The organism is Pseudomonas sp. MLB6B, from assembly GCF_054508135.1.
The window spans coordinates 3,515,467-3,532,497 of record NZ_CP199313.1 but is presented as its reverse complement, the minus strand read 5'-3'; the positions used below and the strand labels follow the sequence as shown (position 1 = coordinate 3,532,497).

The 17,031-nt window shown below is 64.9% G+C and carries 10 protein-coding genes; 5 read left to right on the top strand and 5 right to left on the bottom strand.

Annotated elements, in window-relative coordinates; translation table 11 throughout:
• Positions 1-31: 31 nt before the first annotated feature.
• Complete coding sequence (gene katG, locus ACSMEV_RS15665) at positions 32-2,290, top strand: catalase/peroxidase HPI (protein WP_459205970.1); 2,259 nt, start codon at positions 32-34, stop codon at positions 2,288-2,290.
• 332 nt (positions 2,291-2,622) lie between these two features.
• Here the strand turns inward: katG and ACSMEV_RS15660 are convergent, their stop codons facing one another.
• Entirely contained in the window at positions 2,623-3,606 is a 984-nt protein-coding gene (locus ACSMEV_RS15660; protein WP_459205969.1) for an SMI1/KNR4 family protein, read from the bottom strand.
• A 266-nt stretch (positions 3,607-3,872) separates the two neighbouring features.
• On the opposite strand from ACSMEV_RS15660, the gene pssA reads away from it, so the two are divergent.
• Positions 3,873-5,198: a CDP-diacylglycerol--serine O-phosphatidyltransferase gene (gene pssA, locus ACSMEV_RS15655; protein ID WP_459205968.1), complete on the top strand. Its 1,326-nt coding sequence runs from the start codon at positions 3,873-3,875 to the stop codon at positions 5,196-5,198.
• A 181-nt stretch (positions 5,199-5,379) separates the two neighbouring features.
• Positions 5,380-6,333 (top strand): RHS repeat-associated core domain-containing protein, encoded by a 954-nt coding sequence (locus ACSMEV_RS15650; RefSeq protein WP_459205967.1) that lies wholly within the window; start codon positions 5,380-5,382, stop codon positions 6,331-6,333.
• A 69-nt stretch (positions 6,334-6,402) separates the two neighbouring features.
• On the opposite strand, the gene ACSMEV_RS15645 is transcribed toward ACSMEV_RS15650, so the two are convergent.
• Positions 6,403-7,323, bottom strand: a complete 921-nt coding sequence (locus tag ACSMEV_RS15645; RefSeq protein ID WP_459205966.1) for a LysR family transcriptional regulator — start codon at positions 7,321-7,323, stop codon at positions 6,403-6,405.
• A 142-nt stretch (positions 7,324-7,465) separates the two neighbouring features.
• On the opposite strand from ACSMEV_RS15645, the gene ACSMEV_RS15640 reads away from it, so the two are divergent.
• Positions 7,466-8,680, top strand: coding sequence for an acyl-CoA dehydrogenase family protein (locus ACSMEV_RS15640; RefSeq protein ID WP_459205965.1), 1,215 nt, complete (start codon positions 7,466-7,468; stop codon positions 8,678-8,680).
• A 36-nt stretch (positions 8,681-8,716) separates the two neighbouring features.
• Here ACSMEV_RS15640 and ACSMEV_RS15635 read toward each other — a convergent pair whose 3' ends face one another.
• Together ACSMEV_RS15635 and ACSMEV_RS15630 are read right to left on the bottom strand one after the other, a co-directional pair.
• A complete protein-coding gene (locus ACSMEV_RS15635; protein ID WP_459208362.1) occupies positions 8,717-11,611 on the bottom strand; it encodes a hybrid sensor histidine kinase/response regulator in 2,895 nt (964 codons plus the stop codon).
• Between the two features lie 320 nt (positions 11,612-11,931).
• Positions 11,932-13,434, bottom strand: a complete 1,503-nt coding sequence (locus tag ACSMEV_RS15630; protein ID WP_459205964.1) for a methylenetetrahydrofolate reductase C-terminal domain-containing protein — start codon at positions 13,432-13,434, stop codon at positions 11,932-11,934.
• 553 nt (positions 13,435-13,987) lie between these two features.
• On the opposite strand from ACSMEV_RS15630, the gene ACSMEV_RS15625 reads away from it, so the two are divergent.
• On the top strand, positions 13,988-14,254 hold the full coding sequence (locus ACSMEV_RS15625; RefSeq protein WP_459205963.1) for a DUF1652 domain-containing protein: 267 nt from the start codon (positions 13,988-13,990) through the stop codon (positions 14,252-14,254).
• A gap of 83 nt (positions 14,255-14,337) precedes the next feature.
• Here the strand turns inward: ACSMEV_RS15625 and uvrA are convergent, their stop codons facing one another.
• The gene (uvrA, locus tag ACSMEV_RS15620) at positions 14,338-16,863 is read right to left on the bottom strand and encodes an excinuclease ABC subunit UvrA (protein ID WP_459205962.1); all 2,526 of its coding nucleotides are present in this window, start codon (positions 16,861-16,863) and stop codon (positions 14,338-14,340) included.
• Positions 16,864-17,031 lie beyond the last annotated feature (168 nt).

Below are 17,031 nucleotides of genomic sequence, written 5' to 3'. Positions count from 1 at the left end.
CGTGACAGACCCGAGCCGTAGGGAGATAGCCATGTCCACCGAATCGAAATGCCCGTTCCACCACACCGCAGGCAGCGGCACCAGCAACCGCGACTGGTGGCCCGACCAACTGAACCTCGCCGTGCTGCATCAGCATTCGGCGCAATCCAACCCGTTGCAGCCCGACTTCGACTATGCCGACGCTTTCCGCCAACTGGATTTCCAGGCGCTCAAGGCTGATCTGCACGCCCTGATGACCGACTCCCAGCCCTGGTGGCCTGCCGACTTCGGCCACTACGGCCCCCTGTTCGTACGTATGGCCTGGCACAGCGCCGGCACCTATCGCATCGCCGACGGCCGCGGCGGCGCGGGCTCGGGCCAGCAGCGTTTCGCGCCGCTCAACAGCTGGCCCGACAACGTCAGCCTGGACAAGGCCCGGCGTCTGCTCTGGCCGATCAAGCAGAAATATGGTCAGAAAATTTCCTGGGCCGACCTGATCGTGTTGACCGGCAACGTAGCGTTGGAATCGATGGGCTTCAAGACCTTCGGCTTCTCCGGTGGCCGGCCTGACGCGTGGGAACCCGATCAGGACGTGTACTGGGGTTCGGAGAAGGTCTGGCTCGGTGGCGATACCCGCTATGGCAAAGCGCAGGCCCCGGGCCAGGGCGACCTGGTGGCCGAGCCCGACAAGCACGGCGAAGAACAGAGTCGCGACCTGAGCCAGGACCGCAACCTGGAAAATCCTCTGGCCGCAGTGCAAATGGGCCTGATCTACGTCAACCCAGAAGGCCCGGACGGGCACCCCGACCCGGTCGCTTCCGGCCGTGACATCCGCGAAACCTTCGGCCGCATGGCCATGAACGACGAAGAGACCGTGGCCCTGATCGCCGGTGGCCACGCCTTCGGCAAGACCCACGGTGCCGCGCCTGCCGACAACGTCGGCGCCGAGCCGGAAGCAGCCGGTCTGGAGGCCCAAGGCCTGGGCTGGCACAACCGCTACCGCAGCGGTGTCGGCCCCGACGCCATCACCAGCGGCCTGGAAGTCACCTGGACCTCCACCCCGACGCGCTGGAGCAACGAATACCTGGAAAACCTCTTCAACTTCGAGTGGGAACTGTTCAAGAGCCCGGCCGGCGCGCACCAATGGCGGCCCACCCAGGGTCAGGGCGCAGGGCAGGTGCCGGACGCCTTCGATGCCGGCAAGCGCCATGCGCCGTCGATGCTCACCTCGGACCTGGCGCTGCGTTTCGACCCGATCTACGAACCCATCGCACGCCGCTTCAAGGAGCACCCGGAGCAATTGGCCGACGCCTTCGCCCGCGCCTGGTACAAGTTGATCCACCGCGACATGGGCCCGCTGTCGCGCTACCTCGGCCCGGAACTGCCGCGGGAAGAGCTGCTGTGGCAAGACCCACTGCCCAAAGCGCTGGCGCCGTTGTCGAACGCGGACACCGACGCGCTCAAGCGGCGCTTGCTCGCATCCGGTTTGAGCGTGAGCGAACTGGTGTCCACCGCCTGGGCCTCGGCGTCGACCTTCCGTGGCTCGGACAAGCGCGGTGGGGCCAACGGTGCGCGCATTCGTCTGGCGCCGCAGAAGGACTGGGCGGTGAACCAGCCCGAGCAGTTGCGCAAGGTGCTGGCCGTGCTGGAACAGGTGCAGGCGCAATGCCGCGCCGAGGGCAGGGACGTTTCCCTGGCTGATCTCATCGTGCTGGGCGGCACCGCAGCGGTGGAGCAGGCGGCCAAGGCGGCTGGGCATCCCTTGCAGGTGGCGTTCCACGGTGGCCGCAGCGATGCGTCACAGGAGCAGACCGACGTCGAATCGTTCGCCGTGATGGAGCCGCTGCATGACGGCTTCCGTAATTTCACCAAGACCCGGTACAGCGTCGGCGCCGAACGCCTGCTGCTCGACCGCGCACAGCTGCTGACCCTGACCGCGCCGGAGCTGACCGTGCTGATCGGTGGTTTGCGTGTGCTGGGCGTGAACCACGGCGGCAATACCCAAGGGGTGTTCACCGATCGGATCGGGGTGCTCAGCAACGATTTCTTCCGCCATTTGCTGGACATGGGCGTGGAGTGGAAGCCGACCTCTTCGGACAACGACGCCTTCGAGGGGCGCGACCGCAACACCGGGCAAGCGCGCTGGACCGGGAGCCGGGTCGATCTGGTGTTTGGCTCCCATGCGCAACTGCGGGCGTTGGCCGAGGTATATGGCAGCAGCGACGGCGAAGCGCGGTTCGTCCGGGACTTCGCGGCGGCGTGGGTGAAGGTGATGGAGTTGGATCGGTTCGATCTGGACCGTGCGGTATAGCTAGGAGACTCTGATGCGGAACATGTCAGCCAGCTAAGCCGAAACAGTGTTACTTGGGGCTGCTTTGCAGCCCATCGCGGCTAAAGCCGCTCCAACAAACAACTGTGGGAGCGGCCGGTTCGGCGTTCCGATTAGCCGCGATGGGCCGCGACGCGGCCCTGATCCAGGCAAACGCGTTCATCCTGTGGGCTCCGGATTGAGGCCATTAGGCCGCTAAGCGGCCCCGATTGCTTAACTGGCCGGTACCACCCTGATGCATGGCTCTTTTTTGGAGGCGCCTTTGCGCGGCTTCCAGCTCAGAGGTGAGCGGAGGGTTGCAGGCCGGGGCGCTGTTATCGTCCAACGTCCTTGAGCGCATGCCGTAGCTGTTCGATCATCTGCGCGATATGCGCCTCGCTCAACACCAAGCCCTGATCGGTTTCGATCAATTCTCCAGCCGCCACCCGCGCCTCGAACCAGTCCTCCACGAAACCTGGTGCATAGCCTCCAGTGCTGAACCCTTTCCCACCGAACGCGACCATCCCCCTATAGGCGTCGAGATACTGCTGTCGGCGCTCCACCCGGTGGCGGTGCTGATACACCCAGAACTGCACGTCGTACAGCAGGTAGGACAATGGGTCGGCGTGCAGGGCGAAGCAGCGTTTTTCTTCGAGCAGTCGCAGGCTGACCGCACGCACGGCCTCGCCGATGCGAGGAAACGGCGCGAAGTCCGTCAGCAAAGGTGCGAACATCTCCGAAAACTCGCCTTCGGTGACCCGATGCAGGTCGTCCTCGAACACTTCCTCGGAATTGTCGTACACCTCTTCGCTGACCAGCCCGCATACGAACGTCTCGAAGTCCTTGGCCAGCACGGTGATGTGATAGTCTCCTTCCTGATCGACGTGTACCACCTGGGGTTCGCCTTTGGGGCCGCAGGCACGGTAGTCGAGGGCGACCATGTCATGCCCGGCGCTCGGGGTGTCACAGATGTACACGCCGATATCCGGATAGCCCCATTCCTCGATCATGAAGCGGCTGCCGAACTCGCCGCACAGCGAGTACATCTTCTGCCGCCCGATGCTTAGGAAACCGCTGATGGCAGCGTGGTCACCGGCCCATGAGGTCGATTCTTCGGTGGGGAAGCAGGTGTTGCGCGGCAAGCCGCCGTTGTGCCTGCGCATGAACGCGACGTAGGACGCCGGCAAACGGTAGCCCAGTTCGGCCTCGACTTCTGCGATGCAGGCGTCGCTGGGCGGCACGTCGGTGTATTCCTTGCGGGCATAGTCGCAATCGTCCCAGAAGGTGTCCAGGTCGAGGTCGTGGGGAAAGCCGCTCATGCCAAGGCTACCTGTGCGAGAAGGGACCGAGGATCCGTGACGGGTGCGGTGCTGTTCATGGTTGCGTCCTTTGTGCGAACGATGATCGTGGTGGCCCGTCAGACTCACGGGCAATGGGGAAGTTCGTCGCTCAAGGCGTGCATTGCAAGCAAAGCGGCTATCGGTATTTAGTTTGGGCCAGCTGCGTTCCAGGCCCTACACTGGCACCTATCCATCGACTACCGCAGCAGCGCATCGGTCGCTGCCAGCCAGGAGGTTGCCTTTTCGTGACGTTCGATTCCCCGCTCGCCCGCCTGCCCGGCATCGCCATCACCCCTGACGCCATCGAAGTCCTGGCGGACGCCGCCCGCTACCGCCGCGCCTTGTTCGACCTGATCGAAGGCGCGACCCGGCGCATCGTCCTGGTCGCGCTGTATCTGCAAGAGGACGAAGCCGGCCAGGAGGTGCTCGATGCGCTGTACCGGGCCAAGGCCGCGCGACCCGAGCTGGACATCACCGTGGTGGTCGACCTGTTCCGCGCCCAACGCGGCTTGCTCGGCGCTGGCAAGCAACCCGGCAACGCGGCCTGGTACCAGGCGCAGCGCCGCCTGCAGGGCCTGGACGTGGCGATCCACGGGGTACCGGTACAAACCCGTGAGCTGTTCGGCGTGCTGCACCTCAAGGGCAGCGTGATCGACGACTGCGTGCTCTATACCGGCGCCAGCTTCAACAACGTCTACCTGCACCGCTTCGACCGCTACCGCCTGGACCGCTACCACCTGCTGCGCAGCCCCGCGCTGGCCGACAGCATGGTGCAGGTGGTGCGCCAGATCATCGACGGTAACGCCACGCCGCGTCTCGACCAGCCCGATGTGCCCGACAGCCGCAGCCTGCGCAGCAAGATCCGGCGTTTGCGCGAGCGCATGCGGCAGTTGCAGTACCGGGTCGCGTTGCCCGTCAGCGAAGGCCTGCGCGTCGTGCCGCTGCTCGGCATCGGTCGCGGCAACGCCCTCAACCATACGCTCTGCGCCCTGGTCCGCGCCGCCCGGGGCGAACTGGTAGTGTGCACGCCGTACTTCAACCCGCCGCGTATGCTGATGCGCGAGATTCACCTGGCGCTCGCCCGTGGCGTACAAGTCGAACTGATCGTCGGCCACCGCACCGCCAACGATTTCTATGTCGCGCCCGAAGAACCCTTCAGCGCCAGCGCTGCGCTGCCCTATCTCTATGAGGACAATCTGCGCGCCTTCGCCCGCCGTCAGCACCGCGCGTTGGAGCGTGGCCAGTTGCACATACGCATGTGGAACGACCCGGGCCACACCTTCCACGCCAAGGGCCTGTGGGTGGATCAGCGCTACAGCCTGTTGACCGGCAACAATTTCAACCCGCGCGGCTTCAATCTCGACCTGGAAAACGCGCTGTTGCTAGACGATCCCCACGGTGAGTGGTTGGGGCCACGCGCACTCGAACTGGATGGTATACGTCGACACACTGAATTGGTCGACCAAGCCAACACGTTGGGTGAGCAGGGCGACCATCCCAAAAAGGTGCGTACTTTCCTAAGGCGGCTGCGCTACACCCGCATCGAATCTCTGATCAAACGAGTGCTTTAACTATACGTGTGCGGTGCCATACGCAGCGAATGGCATCGCTTAGGCACCATGCGACGATTCACAACGGTCCAGCGGCTTGCTCCCTTAGGGCAGTGTGCTGCCTTGCACGGGCAACTGATAATTTTGCCAGTGACCATTCAACACCGCTGTCAACTAGACTGTGGTTTTTGAGGGGCTTGTGATGAATAACTTTTTCTATCAAAAAGAAAACATCAGCACTGTCTTTTCAGTGCGCACGAGCACCAGACTGGTCAAGTATGCTAGTCGAACGCTCGCTATCGTGCGGAGCCATGAGAGTAATGCGAGTCTGCTCAACACAGATCCGATGCAGACGCTGGTGGTGACTACCGCCGGTGCAAAGCGCATTTCGTTCAACTTTACACCTTTTGGCTACGCCGACGGTATTGAGCGCAGTTCCGTAGGGTTTTGTGGCGAGCGGCCGGATGAGCTACTGGGATGGTATCCCTTGGGAAACGGCCATCGTTGGTACTCTCCAACACTTATGCGCTTCGGCAGCCCCGACGGTGAAAGTCCGTTTTTGGTCGGGGGTATAAGTTACTATGCATACGCGCTTAATAATCCTATTACCCTGTCCGATCCAGACGGTCGCGCGCCCTTTGAATCGCTGGCAGCGCAGAACCGAGCACTTGTAACTTACAAGCACCTAAAGCCCCTCTATCGATTCGATGATCAACTTGGGGTCTACCATTCAAAGTCGGGGTTTTTTAAAAAACGCAAATTGTTGATTTATACGCATGGCGCTGAAGGAAAATTGCTGGTGCAGGGTGAGAAGGTAGGACCTGAGCAGTTTAGCGAGTGGTTAAAAACGAACGCAATCGATACGGCCCGGTATCGCGAGGTCATCTTCATGGCCTGCTTAAGTGGCTACAGTACGCCTGGAACTCGATCATTCGCTGAAGCCTTTTCAAATATTAATAACGTAAACACTCGAGGCGTAGACGGGATAGGTGTCTCTGGTTATCAGGATTTGGGCAACAAAGCCACTGTCAGACTATTGGCGGCAAGTGCCTTAGGCGACTCGGCCTCGACGACAGCCGCTGCTGGCATACCTTTTGCCCAAGGCATGAACCGCTTTAAACCGCAAAAACATACGTCGATTCGCTCAGGCAAATGAACGCTCCGCTGTCATAGGTTTGCACGGACCGGTTCCATGCTTATAGCAACGCTGCCTGGCTAAACTTTTTCACAGTTGCGTAGCCGCGTCCTGCGCCGCCACCCGTTGGCACAGCTCGATGATCTGCTCGCGCATCCAGCGGTTGGCCGGGTCCTGGTCGGTGCTTTCGTGCCAGTACAGGTGGGTCTCCAGCGGCGCCACGTCGATCGGCAGGGGCAGGTAGCGCAGCTGGTGGCGGCGGGCGAAGCGTTCGGGCACGGTCATCACCAGGTCGGACTGTTGCAGCACCTGACAGGCCATCAGGTAATGCTGCGAGCGCAGCACCACCTTGCGCTGCACGCCCATCCGGCCCAAGGCGAGGTCAACATAGCCCAAACCGTTGCGCCGGCTGGAGATGTGGATGTGCGCCATGCTCAAGTAGCTATCGAGGGTCAGGCGGGTGTCGGCCAGCGGATGGCCCTGGCGCAGGGCGCAGACGAAGCGGTCTTGCAACAGCTTGACGTGGCGCACCTGGGGGTCGGTGTTGAGCGGCGCGTCCACGGCGAAGTCCAGGCGGCCGGCGGCCAGTTCCTTGGTGGTTTCGCGACGCTTGCTGGGAAAGCTGTCGATCGTCACCCCAGGCGCCAGCCGGCGCAGACGCTGAAACAGGGGCGGCAGGATCACCGCTTCGATCAGGTCGGTCATGCTGATGCGGAAGGTCTTGCTCGCTTCCAAGGGGTTGAACAGCCGGCTTTCCTGCACCGACACCCGCAGCAGCGTCAGCGCATTGCGCACCGGGCCGATGATGTTCTGCGCCATGGGGGTGGGCACCATGCCCTGGGCGGTGCGTACGAATAGCGGATCGTTGAAGGTTTCGCGCAGGCGCGAGAGGGCATTGGACACCGCGGGCTGGGTGATGCCGACGATCTGCCCGGCGCGGGTGAGGTTGGCTTCGGTGTAGATCGCATCGAAAACGATGAACAGGTTGAGGTCGACCTTGCTGAGGCTCATATGCGCTGCTCGCTGACGGACATTGCGGCTGATCCTATAACGCTTATGAATGTTAATACACGTAAAAAATACACTGGATGGATTGGCTGCCTCTGGCCTAGGCTCTGCGCTCACACCCGCCGATCATCAGGAAAGCGTGCCCATGGATTTTGCTTACACGCCCAAGGTGCAAGCCCTGCGCGAACGCGTCAGCGCTTTTATGGACGAGCATGTCTACCCCGCCGAAGCGGTGTTCGCCCGGCAAGTGGCCGAAGGCGACCGCTGGCAGCCCACCGCCATCGTCGAAACCCTCAAGCGCCAGGCGCAGGCCGCCGGTCTGTGGAACCTGTTCCTGCCCGAATCGGAGCTGGGTGCAGGGCTGAGCAACCTCGAATACGCGCCGCTGGCCGAGATCATGGGCCGCTCGCTGCTCGGCCCCGAACCCTTCAACTGCTCGGCGCCGGACACTGGCAACATGGAGGTGCTGGTGCGCTATGGCACGGCCGAGCAGAAACGCCGCTGGCTCGAACCCCTGCTCAAGGGCGAGATCCGGTCGGCGTTCGCCATGACCGAGCCGGACGTGGCGTCCTCCGACGCGACCAACATGGCCGCCACCGCCGTACTTCAGGGCGAGCAGTGGGTGATCAACGGACGCAAATGGTGGACCTCCGGCGCCTGCGATCCGCGCTGCAAGGTGCTGATCTTCATGGGCCTGAGCGACCCCCAGGCGCCGCGCCACCAGCAGCACTCAATGATCCTCGTGCCCACCGACACGCCGGGGCTGAAGATCGTGCGGCCCTTGCCGGTATTCGGGTACGACGACGCGCCCCATGGCCACGCCGAAGTGACTTTCGACGACGTGCGCGTGCCCTTGCAAAACGTCATCCTCGGCCCTGGCCGCGGCTTCGAGATCGCCCAAGGGCGGCTAGGCCCCGGGCGCATCCACCATTGCATGCGTTCGGTGGGCATGGCCGAACGCGCGCTGGAGCTGATGTGCCGCCGCGCCACCAGCCGCCACGCCTTCGGTAAACCGCTGGCGCTGTTGGGCGGCAACCTCGACAGGATCGCCGAGTCGCGCATGCAGATCGAAATGGCCCGGCTCCTGACGCTCAAGGCGGCGCACATGATGGACAGCGTCGGCAACAAGGTCGCGCGCAGCGAGATCGCCCAGATCAAGGTGGTGGCGCCCAATGTGGCGTTGCAGGTGATCGACCGGGCCATCCAGCTACATGGCGGGGCAGGGGTCAGCGACGACTTTCCCTTGGCCTACATGTACGCCATGCAACGCACCCTGCGCCTGGCCGATGGACCGGACGAAGTGCACTGCGCGGCCATCGCCAAGTACGAGTTGAGCCGCTACGAACCGGCGCGGCCGTAACGGTGGAGGCGCTCGCCGATCAGGCGAGCAGGCCTGTCATACCCCCATCAATTCCCTGACCCGCGCCACCAGCGCCTCCACCGCGAACGGCTTGGTCAGAATCGCCATGCCCGGCTCCAGCTGCCCGTTGCCGATCGCCGCGCTCTCGGCATAGCCGGTGATGAACAGGGTCTTGAGGTGGGGCCGCAGCACTCGCCCAGCGTCGGCCAGTTGCCGGCCATTGAGCCCGCCCGGCAGGCCGACGTCGGTGATCAGCAGGTCGATGGCCGTGTTGGAGCGCAATACCGTCAGCCCCGCCACGCTGTCGGCCGCATCGATCACGGTGTAGCCCAGGTCATTGAGCACATCGTCGAGCAGCAGGCGCACGGTCGGTTCGTCGTCGACGATCAAGACGGTCTTGCCCGCCTGGTTGCGCACCGTGCTGGTGGCGCTCGGCTCGCTGCGCTGTTCGACGGTGTCGCCTTGCGAGCGCGGCAGGTAGATGGTCACCGTGGTGCCCTTGCCCAGCTCCGAGAAGATCCGCGCCTGGCCGCCGGACTGCTTGGCGAAGCCGTAGATCATCGACAGCCCCAGCCCCGTGCCCTGGCCGATCGGTTTGGTGGTGAAGAACGGGTCGAAGGCCTTGGCCAGCACTTCCGGCGGCATCCCCGTGCCGGTGTCGGTGACGCTCAGCGACAGGTATTGCCCAGTGGGCACGTCGAGCACCTTGGCGGCGTCCACGCCGATCCAGCGGTTGGCCGTCTCGATGATGATGCGCCCCCCTTCGGGCATGGCGTCGCGGGCATTGATGCACAGGTTGAGCAGGGCGTTTTCCAGTTGGCTGACATCGGCGCGGGCGCGCCATTTGCCGCCGACCGAGAACGTCTCGATGACGATGCTCGGGCCAACGCTGCGCTGGATCAGATCGCTCAGCCCCTCGATCAGTTTGACCACGTCGATCGGCTGCGGGTCGAGGGTCTGGCGCCGCGAGAAGGCCAGCAAGCGGTGGGTCAGGCCGGCCGCACGCTTGGCCGCGCCTTGGGCGGCGGCCATGTATTTGTCGATGTCGGTGAGACGATTCTGCGACAGGCGCAGTTTCATCAGTTCCAGCGAACCGGAAATGCCGGCCAGCAAGTTGTTGAAGTCATGGGCCAGGCCGCCGGTGAGCTGGCCGACCGCTTCCATCTTCTGCGACTGGCGCAGTTTCTCCTCGGACTGCACCAGCTCCAGGGTGCGCTCGGCCACCCGCTGCTCCAAGGTCTCGGTGAGGTGGCGCAGCGCGTTCAAGGCATGGTCGCGCTGCTCACGGATGGCGCGGCGCTCGCCGACGTCGATCAGCACGCCGGGGAAGTCCATGGGCGTGCCATCGGCGGCGTGGTCGACGCGGCCGTTGGCCTCGATCCAGTAGTAGTTGCCGTCGACGCGCTTGACCCGGTACTGGTGCGCATAGGCACCGCCGCGTTGGCAGGCCTCGTCGATGGCGGCGAGCAAGCCGTTGCGGTCTTCGGGGTGTACGGTGGCCACCACCTGCTCCAGGCTCAGGCCCACTCGACCCAAGGCCGGGTCCAGGCCGAAAGAGATGGCGAAGGCTTCGTCCACCGTGAAGCGGTCGTGTACCAGGTCCCAGTGCCAGGTGCCGATGATGGCGCCCGCAGCCAGGGCCAGTTGCACCCGTTCGACGTTTTCCCGGGCCAGCTGCTCGCTGACGCGCAAGCGGTCCTGGGCATTGCGCCGCTCGGTGACGTCGTTGAAGAAGACGCCGATCTGCCGTTCTTCAGGCTCGCCGACACGCACCGCGCGCACATCGAACCAGCGGGAAAACGACTCGGCATAGTTTTCGAACTGGATCGACTCGCCGGTCTTGGCCACGTGGCCGTAAGTCTGGAACCAGAAGGGCTCGAGATCGGGCGCATATTCGGTCACCCACTTGCCCTGCAGGTTCACTCCCGACTGGCGCTCGAACGCCGGATTGACCTCCAGGAAGCGGTAGTCGATGGGCTGGTCGTCCTCGTCGAACTTCACTTCGACGATGGCGAAGGCGGTATCGATGATTTCGAGCATGGTGAGGAAGCGCTCTTCGCTCTTGCGCAGCGCAGCTTCCGCCGAGCGCATGCGGGTCAGGTCGAGCATGGCGCCGATCATGCGCACGGCGTGGCCGTCGAAATCGCGGCTGACATAGCCACGGTCGAGCACTTCGGCGTAGGAGCCGTCGGCTCTTTGGAAACGATAGCCATCGCTCCAGGTGGTGCCCACCCCGTCGATCACCGCGCGTATCGAGGTGTAGACGCGGTCGCGGTCGTCGGGATGGATGTGCGCGACCCACCACTGGTAGCCCATCTGGCCGTGGTCGAGGCTATGGCCGTAGGCCTCGTGCAGCGCGTCGTTCCACTGCACCTGGCCGCTGCCCATGTCCCAGTCCCAAATGGCATCGTTGGTCGCCTTGGCCACCAGGCGGTGGCGTTCCTGGGCCTCGAGGATACTGCGTCCGGCCAGATGCTCATGGGTGCGGTCGCGCAGGATCTTCATGAAACCCAGGTGTTCGCCGCGTTCGCCGTGCAGCGGCATCAGCTCGCCTGAGGCCCAGAACCGCGTGCCGTCCTCACGCACGTGCCAGCGCTCGTCGGACACCCGGCCATCGCGCAGGGCCAGGCGCATCTCCTCGAAGGGGCGACCGCTGGCGCAGTCTTCGTCGGTGAAGAAGCGCTCGACGCTTTCGCCGCACATCTGCTCGGCGCTCCAACCCATGATGTGGGTCGCGCCGATGTTCCAGTCGGTGACCAGGCCCTGGTGGTCGCTGAGCACGATGGCGAAATCCACGGCGCTTTCGAACACCGCCCAGTGCCGTGCGGCCGTGCGCGCACGCCGTGCCTGCTCGGCGATGGCTGCGTCGGTGGTGGGGTCGGTGCGGTCCGGGTCGATGCCGGCGGCTTCGAGCAACCCGCGTAAGCGCAGCACTTCGGCGTGCAGGCGCTGCTCGGGATCGCACGCGGTGGGGGGCGACGGGTATTGGGCGGTCATGTTCTCAGGTCACGCTGGCAGCGGAGGGTGTCGATAGAGGTGGCTGGGCTTGGACCGGCGGTGGTGGTCCAGGGTTGCATGAAGACGAGGGGGCTAAGGCATTTTCCACCCGCCGCCCCGTAAGCAGGCATGGGTCCAGTATGCCTGAACGCGCGCGAAGTGACTGCCTTCTTCCATAAGGTGTGCGATGGGCACTGATGATTGCGTATGTTCAGTGGGGAACCGCGCGACCTGAGTACCGAGCGGTCACGTTTTCAACGAAGCTCATGTTCGAGGCGATCCGCGCTTTCTGGCTGGGCAGCGTGCAGCTCGACCCTATGCTGCGTGGCGTCGAACCACCCGGGCCACGAGCTGCGATGCCGGCTGCCCACCTCCACGCAGTCGATCAACGCTTCGCTGGCCAGCGCGGCCACCCGATCCGCCTTGGCGGTGCGGTAGCGCACGCTATGGATGCATTCGCGGTCGCCGAACTCGCAACGGTTAAGCCGTGTGCCGCCGCACGGGCCATTGGCCAGTCCCTTGGGGCAGGTCTCCGGGCACACGTACAAGGTTTGTTCCAGGCGGCAGCGCCCGCAGGTGTCGCAGCCCACCAGCGGTCGCTTCGCCGCGCGTTCCAGGCGATGCAACCAGCGCCCACCGCGGGCGCCTTGCCACAGCGGCCGGCGCACGAACCAGGCGAACGCTCGGCTCAGTGCGGTCGCGCCGCCGAACACCTGATGGTGCAGCGCTGCGAGCAATCGGACCCGCGTCGCTTCCTTGAACGACGGCTTCACCTGCGCTTGCCCCAACGCCCACTGAGCTCCCTCTGGACGAAAGTCGACCGGTGCTACACCCGGCATGTGCCAGGCCTCGGCCCAGGCCGCCTGCCACTGGGCCTGGTCCTCGATCTCAGCCTGGCAGGCGTCGATGGCCGTCTCCAAGGCGGTCATCTGCTCTGGCTCATGCATACCCGACAAATGCACCCCGGCGTAGCCGATGCGTTGCAGCTGGGTGATCTGCAATGCCAGGCGGCGCAGGCTGCGGCCTTGCGCGAACGCCTTGGACACCTCGGCCTCGGCTTCGAGCATGCGCAGCATCGAGGCCGATACCGTGACCCCGGCCACGTGCTGGAGCATCTTGGCGCGGCCATGGGTAACGGCAATTAGGCAGGCGATCAGCGGCTTGGGGGTAGGTTGGTCCTGCATCCAATTCCAGGCTTCGACGTGCTTGGCCATGTCGAAACCCAGTTGCAGGTCGAGAAAATCCGCGCCGGCGCGCAGCTTCTTCGCCGCTTTGAAATACTGCGCGCCGCCTTCTTCCTCGTAGTACTTGAACGGGTTCAGCGCCGCGCCCAGCAGCCAGTCCGGGCGGGCCTGACGCACGATGGCCAAGGCTGCGACCGACTCCAGGTAGCGCACCGGGTGGGCGCCGGGCTCGTGGCCTTGCAGGCGGTCGCCGGTCAGCACCAGCAACTGGTCGAGGCCGGCGGCGTCCATGGGTTCGAGCTGGGCCAGGAGGTCCTGGCGCTCGCGGTCCTTGCCGGAAAAATGCAGCAGGGTCGGCATGGGGCGCGCCAAGCTGGCATGGGCCTCCAGCGGCGACAGGTCCAGGCGGCTGCCGACCCGGTCGCCGATCGACACCGTCATCGGCCAGCCGCACAGCTCGCGACGGCCCATCATGCTTGCCAGTGCGTCGAAGCGCGCGGCCGAAGGTTTGGGCACGAACTCCAGGATGCAGACGAAGCGGCCCTGGTGCAGGGCGGTCTTGAGGGTGGGCATGGTTGGTCTCTCGGACGATAGGGCACTGAACCAGTCGGAAAACCTCGAAGCGCCCGGTTCGAACCCCGGCGGTACGTTTCGGCAGGGGGCTGACCTGCCGCACACGGCGCCTAGTGTGCCGCATTGCGCTGCCGCGCGTTGTCCGATCGCGCAGACGGCTTTGCTGAACCCGACATCGCTGGCGATCTGTCGCTGCTGTGCAGCGGACGGCCACTGCCGAGCCTTTCAAACGATCGCGTCGTGTAGAGGCGACCGGTTCGACGCGCCTGTCAGCCTCGCAGACCACCGGTCGCCTTTACCCGGCAGTCAGCCGGACGGTCATAGGTCGTTGGCCTTCTTCCACTATGGTGGGTGTAGCTGCGCCGAACACCTGTCGGCACTCATGCACATGCCAGTGCTGCAGGGCCAGGCCGATAGCGCGCAGCACGGCTACCGGACACGGCGCGGCAGAATGCGCCCAGGCCTTCAGCAAGCGCGATGTCGTGCTCGCCGTGCGCTGTGCCCAGCCCAGGTGTTCACCACGCGGCGCACTGGCTACAGCGAGGTTGGCGACATGTCTTTGATAGGTGTTTCAACGCTGGAACTGCGACAGATGATCGAGCAGGCGTGCCTGCCCGATCGCTGCGAAGTGTCCTGCCCGGATGGGGTCTGCCTGACCCTGCGCTTGGGCCAGGGTACGAACCTTGACGATTGCGTGACCCTCACCGGCGTACCGATCGACAGCTTGAACAGCTGCCGCGACCTCGTGGCGCTGGTCGGCCAGCTGCGCCAGCAGCAGCGCCGGCAAGGCGCTGGCACGGTGGCCCGCATCCATGCCTGAGGCCGGGGCAGTACTCCCCCCGGCTAGTGGCACGGCTCATGTGGCCAGTTTCCTTGCGCTCGACTCACGCCACTGGGCCGTTTTTATAAGCACTGCGCCAGAAAGCGTGCCGTACGGCTTTCTGCGCAGGCCGCGACCTCATCGGGCGTACCCGCCGCAACCACGCGACCGCCTTGGGTGCCGGCACCCGGGCCGATGTCGATCACCCAGTCGCTCTGCGCCACCACGCGCATGTCGTGTTCCACCACCAGCACGCTGTGGCCGCCATCGACCAGGCGGTTGAGTTGTACCAACAGGCGGTCGACGTCTTCAGGGTGCAGCCCCGTGGTGGGTTCGTCGAGCACGTACAAGGTCGCACCACGCGCTTGGCGTTGCAGCTCGGTCGCCAGCTTGATGCGCTGCGCCTCGCCCCCCGACAGTTCCGTAGCCGGCTGGCCCAGGCGCAGGTAGCCCAGGCCGATGTCGGCCAGTACCTGCAAGCTGCGGCGGATGGCCGCCTGCTCGGCGAACACCTCCAACGCCTGGCCGACGGTCAGTTGCAGGACGTCGGCGATGCTCAGGCCTTGCCAGGTCACGGCCAGCGTCTCGGGGTTGTAGCGCGCGCCGTGGCAGGTCGGGCAGGGCGCGTAGACGCTGGGCATGAACAGCAACTCGACGCTGACGAACCCTTCGCCCTCGCACTGCGGGCAGCGACCCTTGGCCACGTTGAAGGAAAAGCGCCCGGCGTCGAACCCTTGGGCCTTGGCCTGATCGGTATTGGCGAACAGCTTGCGTACGGCGTCGAACAGCCCGGTGTAGGTGGCCAGATTCGAGCGCGGGGTACGGCCGATGGGTTTCTGGTCCACATCCACCAGACGCTTGAGGTGTTCGATGCCCTGGGTGATTTCGCCCGTGCTGGGCAGCTCGGCGTCGTCCTCCAGGCTGGGCGTTTCGCCCTCGCTCGTCGCCGGGCCACGGCCCAGTCGCGCGCCGACCAGCTCCAGCAACGCCTGGCTGACCAGGCTGGATTTGCCCGAGCCGCTGATGCCGGTCACCGAGGTGAAGCAGCCCAGCGGTATGGCGACGTCCACCTCGTGCAGATTGTTGCGGGTTATGCCTTGCAGGTGCAGCCATTGCTCGGGCTGGCGTGGTGCACGTGCAATGCGCGCGTGTTCATCGAACACATAGGGACGGGTGCGTGAGTCGGCGATGTCTGCCAGCCCTGTCGGTGGGCCGCTGTACAGTACGCGGCCGCCCCGTTCGCCGGCATCGGGGCCGACATCGACCAGCCAATCGGCGCGGCGCATGGTCTCGACGTCGTGCTCGACCACGTACACCGAGTTGCCGGCTTCCTTGAGCCGCTGCAAGGCGCTGTACAAGGCTTCGCTGTCGGCCGGGTGCAAGCCGGCCGAAGGTTCGTCCAGCACATAGATGACGCCGAACAACTGCGCATTGAGCTGGGTCGCCAGGCGCAGGCGCTGCAATTCGCCCGACGACAGGCTAGGCGTGCTGCGCCCCAGCGACAGGTAGCCCAAACCCAGATCGAGCAGGCTTTGCAGGCGGGCCAGCAGCTCTTCGGCGATGCGTTGCGCGGCCAAGCGCTTTTCCGCAGGCAGGACCGGCTTGCCCGAGGGCTCGTCGCTGCCGGCGGCGACTCGCTGCAGCACCTCGCCCAACTCGTCGAGGGTCAGCTGCGACAGCTCGGCAATGTCCAGGCCATCGAAGGTCACGCTCAGCGCCTCGCGCTTGAGCCGTTTGCCATGGCAGGCCGGGCATGGCCCGGGGCGCATGAACTGCGACACGCGCTGGCGCATCTGTGCGCTTTGCGAATGCATGAAGGTGTGCAGCACGTAACGCCGCGCGCCGCTGAACGTGCCTTGGTAGCTGGGTTCGAGCTTGCGCGACAGGGCCGCGCGGGTCTGTGCCGGGGTCAGGCCGGCGTACACCGGTACGGTCGGGGTTTCGTCGGTGAACAGAATCCAGTCACGGGTCTTCTGTGGCAGGTCGCGCCAAGGGATGTCCACGTCATGGCCCAGGGTCACCAGAATGTCGCGCAGGTTCTGCCCCTGCCAGGCCGGGGGCCAGGCGGCCACGGCGCGCTGGCGGATGCTCAGCGAAGGGTCGGGCACCAGGGTCTGTTCGGTGACCTCGTAGACCCGGCCTAGGCCATGGCACTCGGGGCAGGCGCCTTGCGGGGTGTTGGCGGAAAAGTCTTCGGCGTAGAGCATCGCCTGGCCGTCGGGGTAGTGGCCGGCGCGCGAGTAGAGCATGCGGATCGAACTCGACAGGGTGGTGACGCTGCCCACTGACGAACGCGCGCTGGGCGTGCCGCGCTGCTGCTGCAAGGCGACCGCCGGCGGCAGCCCTTCGATGGCGTCGACGTCCGGTACGCCGGCCTGGTCGATCAGGCGCCGCGCATAGGGCGCCACCGACTCGAAGTAGCGGCGCTGGGCTTCGGCATACACCGTGGAAAAGGCCAGCGACGATTTGCCCGAACCCGATACGCCGGTGAAGACCACCAAGGCGTCGCGGGGAATCTGCACATCGACGTTCTTCAAATTGTGCTCACGGGCACCGCGCACGTTGACGAAACCGGTAGGGGTGAAAGGTGAAGGCGGTTTGGCGGGCATTGGGCGGTCCTGTCACGGCTAGAGGGCTGGCTGTGGCGGGCATGTCCTGAGTCGGCCCGATGGCTCGATCGCAGGGCTTGCCACTGCCGCACAGCGCCTGGCTATGGACCGTGGCCGATGCTTGCGGTTCGAAGCGCTACCGGTGGCGCAGATTGCACAACGACCGCG

Bases quoted from the DNA above. Each gene is read 5' to 3' on its own strand.
- ACSMEV_RS15645 (WP_459205966.1), bottom strand. From the start codon at position 7,323: ATGAGCCTCAGCAAGGTCGACCTCAACCTGTTCATCGTTTTCGATGCG.
- ACSMEV_RS15625 (WP_459205963.1), top strand. From the start codon at position 13,988: ATGTCTTTGATAGGTGTTTCAACGCTGGAACTGCGACAGATGATCGAG.
- ACSMEV_RS15660 (WP_459205969.1), bottom strand. From the start codon at position 3,606: ATGAGCGGCTTTCCCCACGACCTCGACCTGGACACCTTCTGGGACGAT.
- uvrA (WP_459205962.1), bottom strand. From the start codon at position 16,863: ATGCCCGCCAAACCGCCTTCACCTTTCACCCCTACCGGTTTCGTCAAC.
- katG (WP_459205970.1), top strand. From the start codon at position 32: ATGTCCACCGAATCGAAATGCCCGTTCCACCACACCGCAGGCAGCGGC.
- ACSMEV_RS15650 (WP_459205967.1), top strand. From the start codon at position 5,380: ATGAATAACTTTTTCTATCAAAAAGAAAACATCAGCACTGTCTTTTCA.
- ACSMEV_RS15640 (WP_459205965.1), top strand. From the start codon at position 7,466: ATGGATTTTGCTTACACGCCCAAGGTGCAAGCCCTGCGCGAACGCGTC.
- ACSMEV_RS15630 (WP_459205964.1), bottom strand. From the start codon at position 13,434: ATGCCCACCCTCAAGACCGCCCTGCACCAGGGCCGCTTCGTCTGCATC.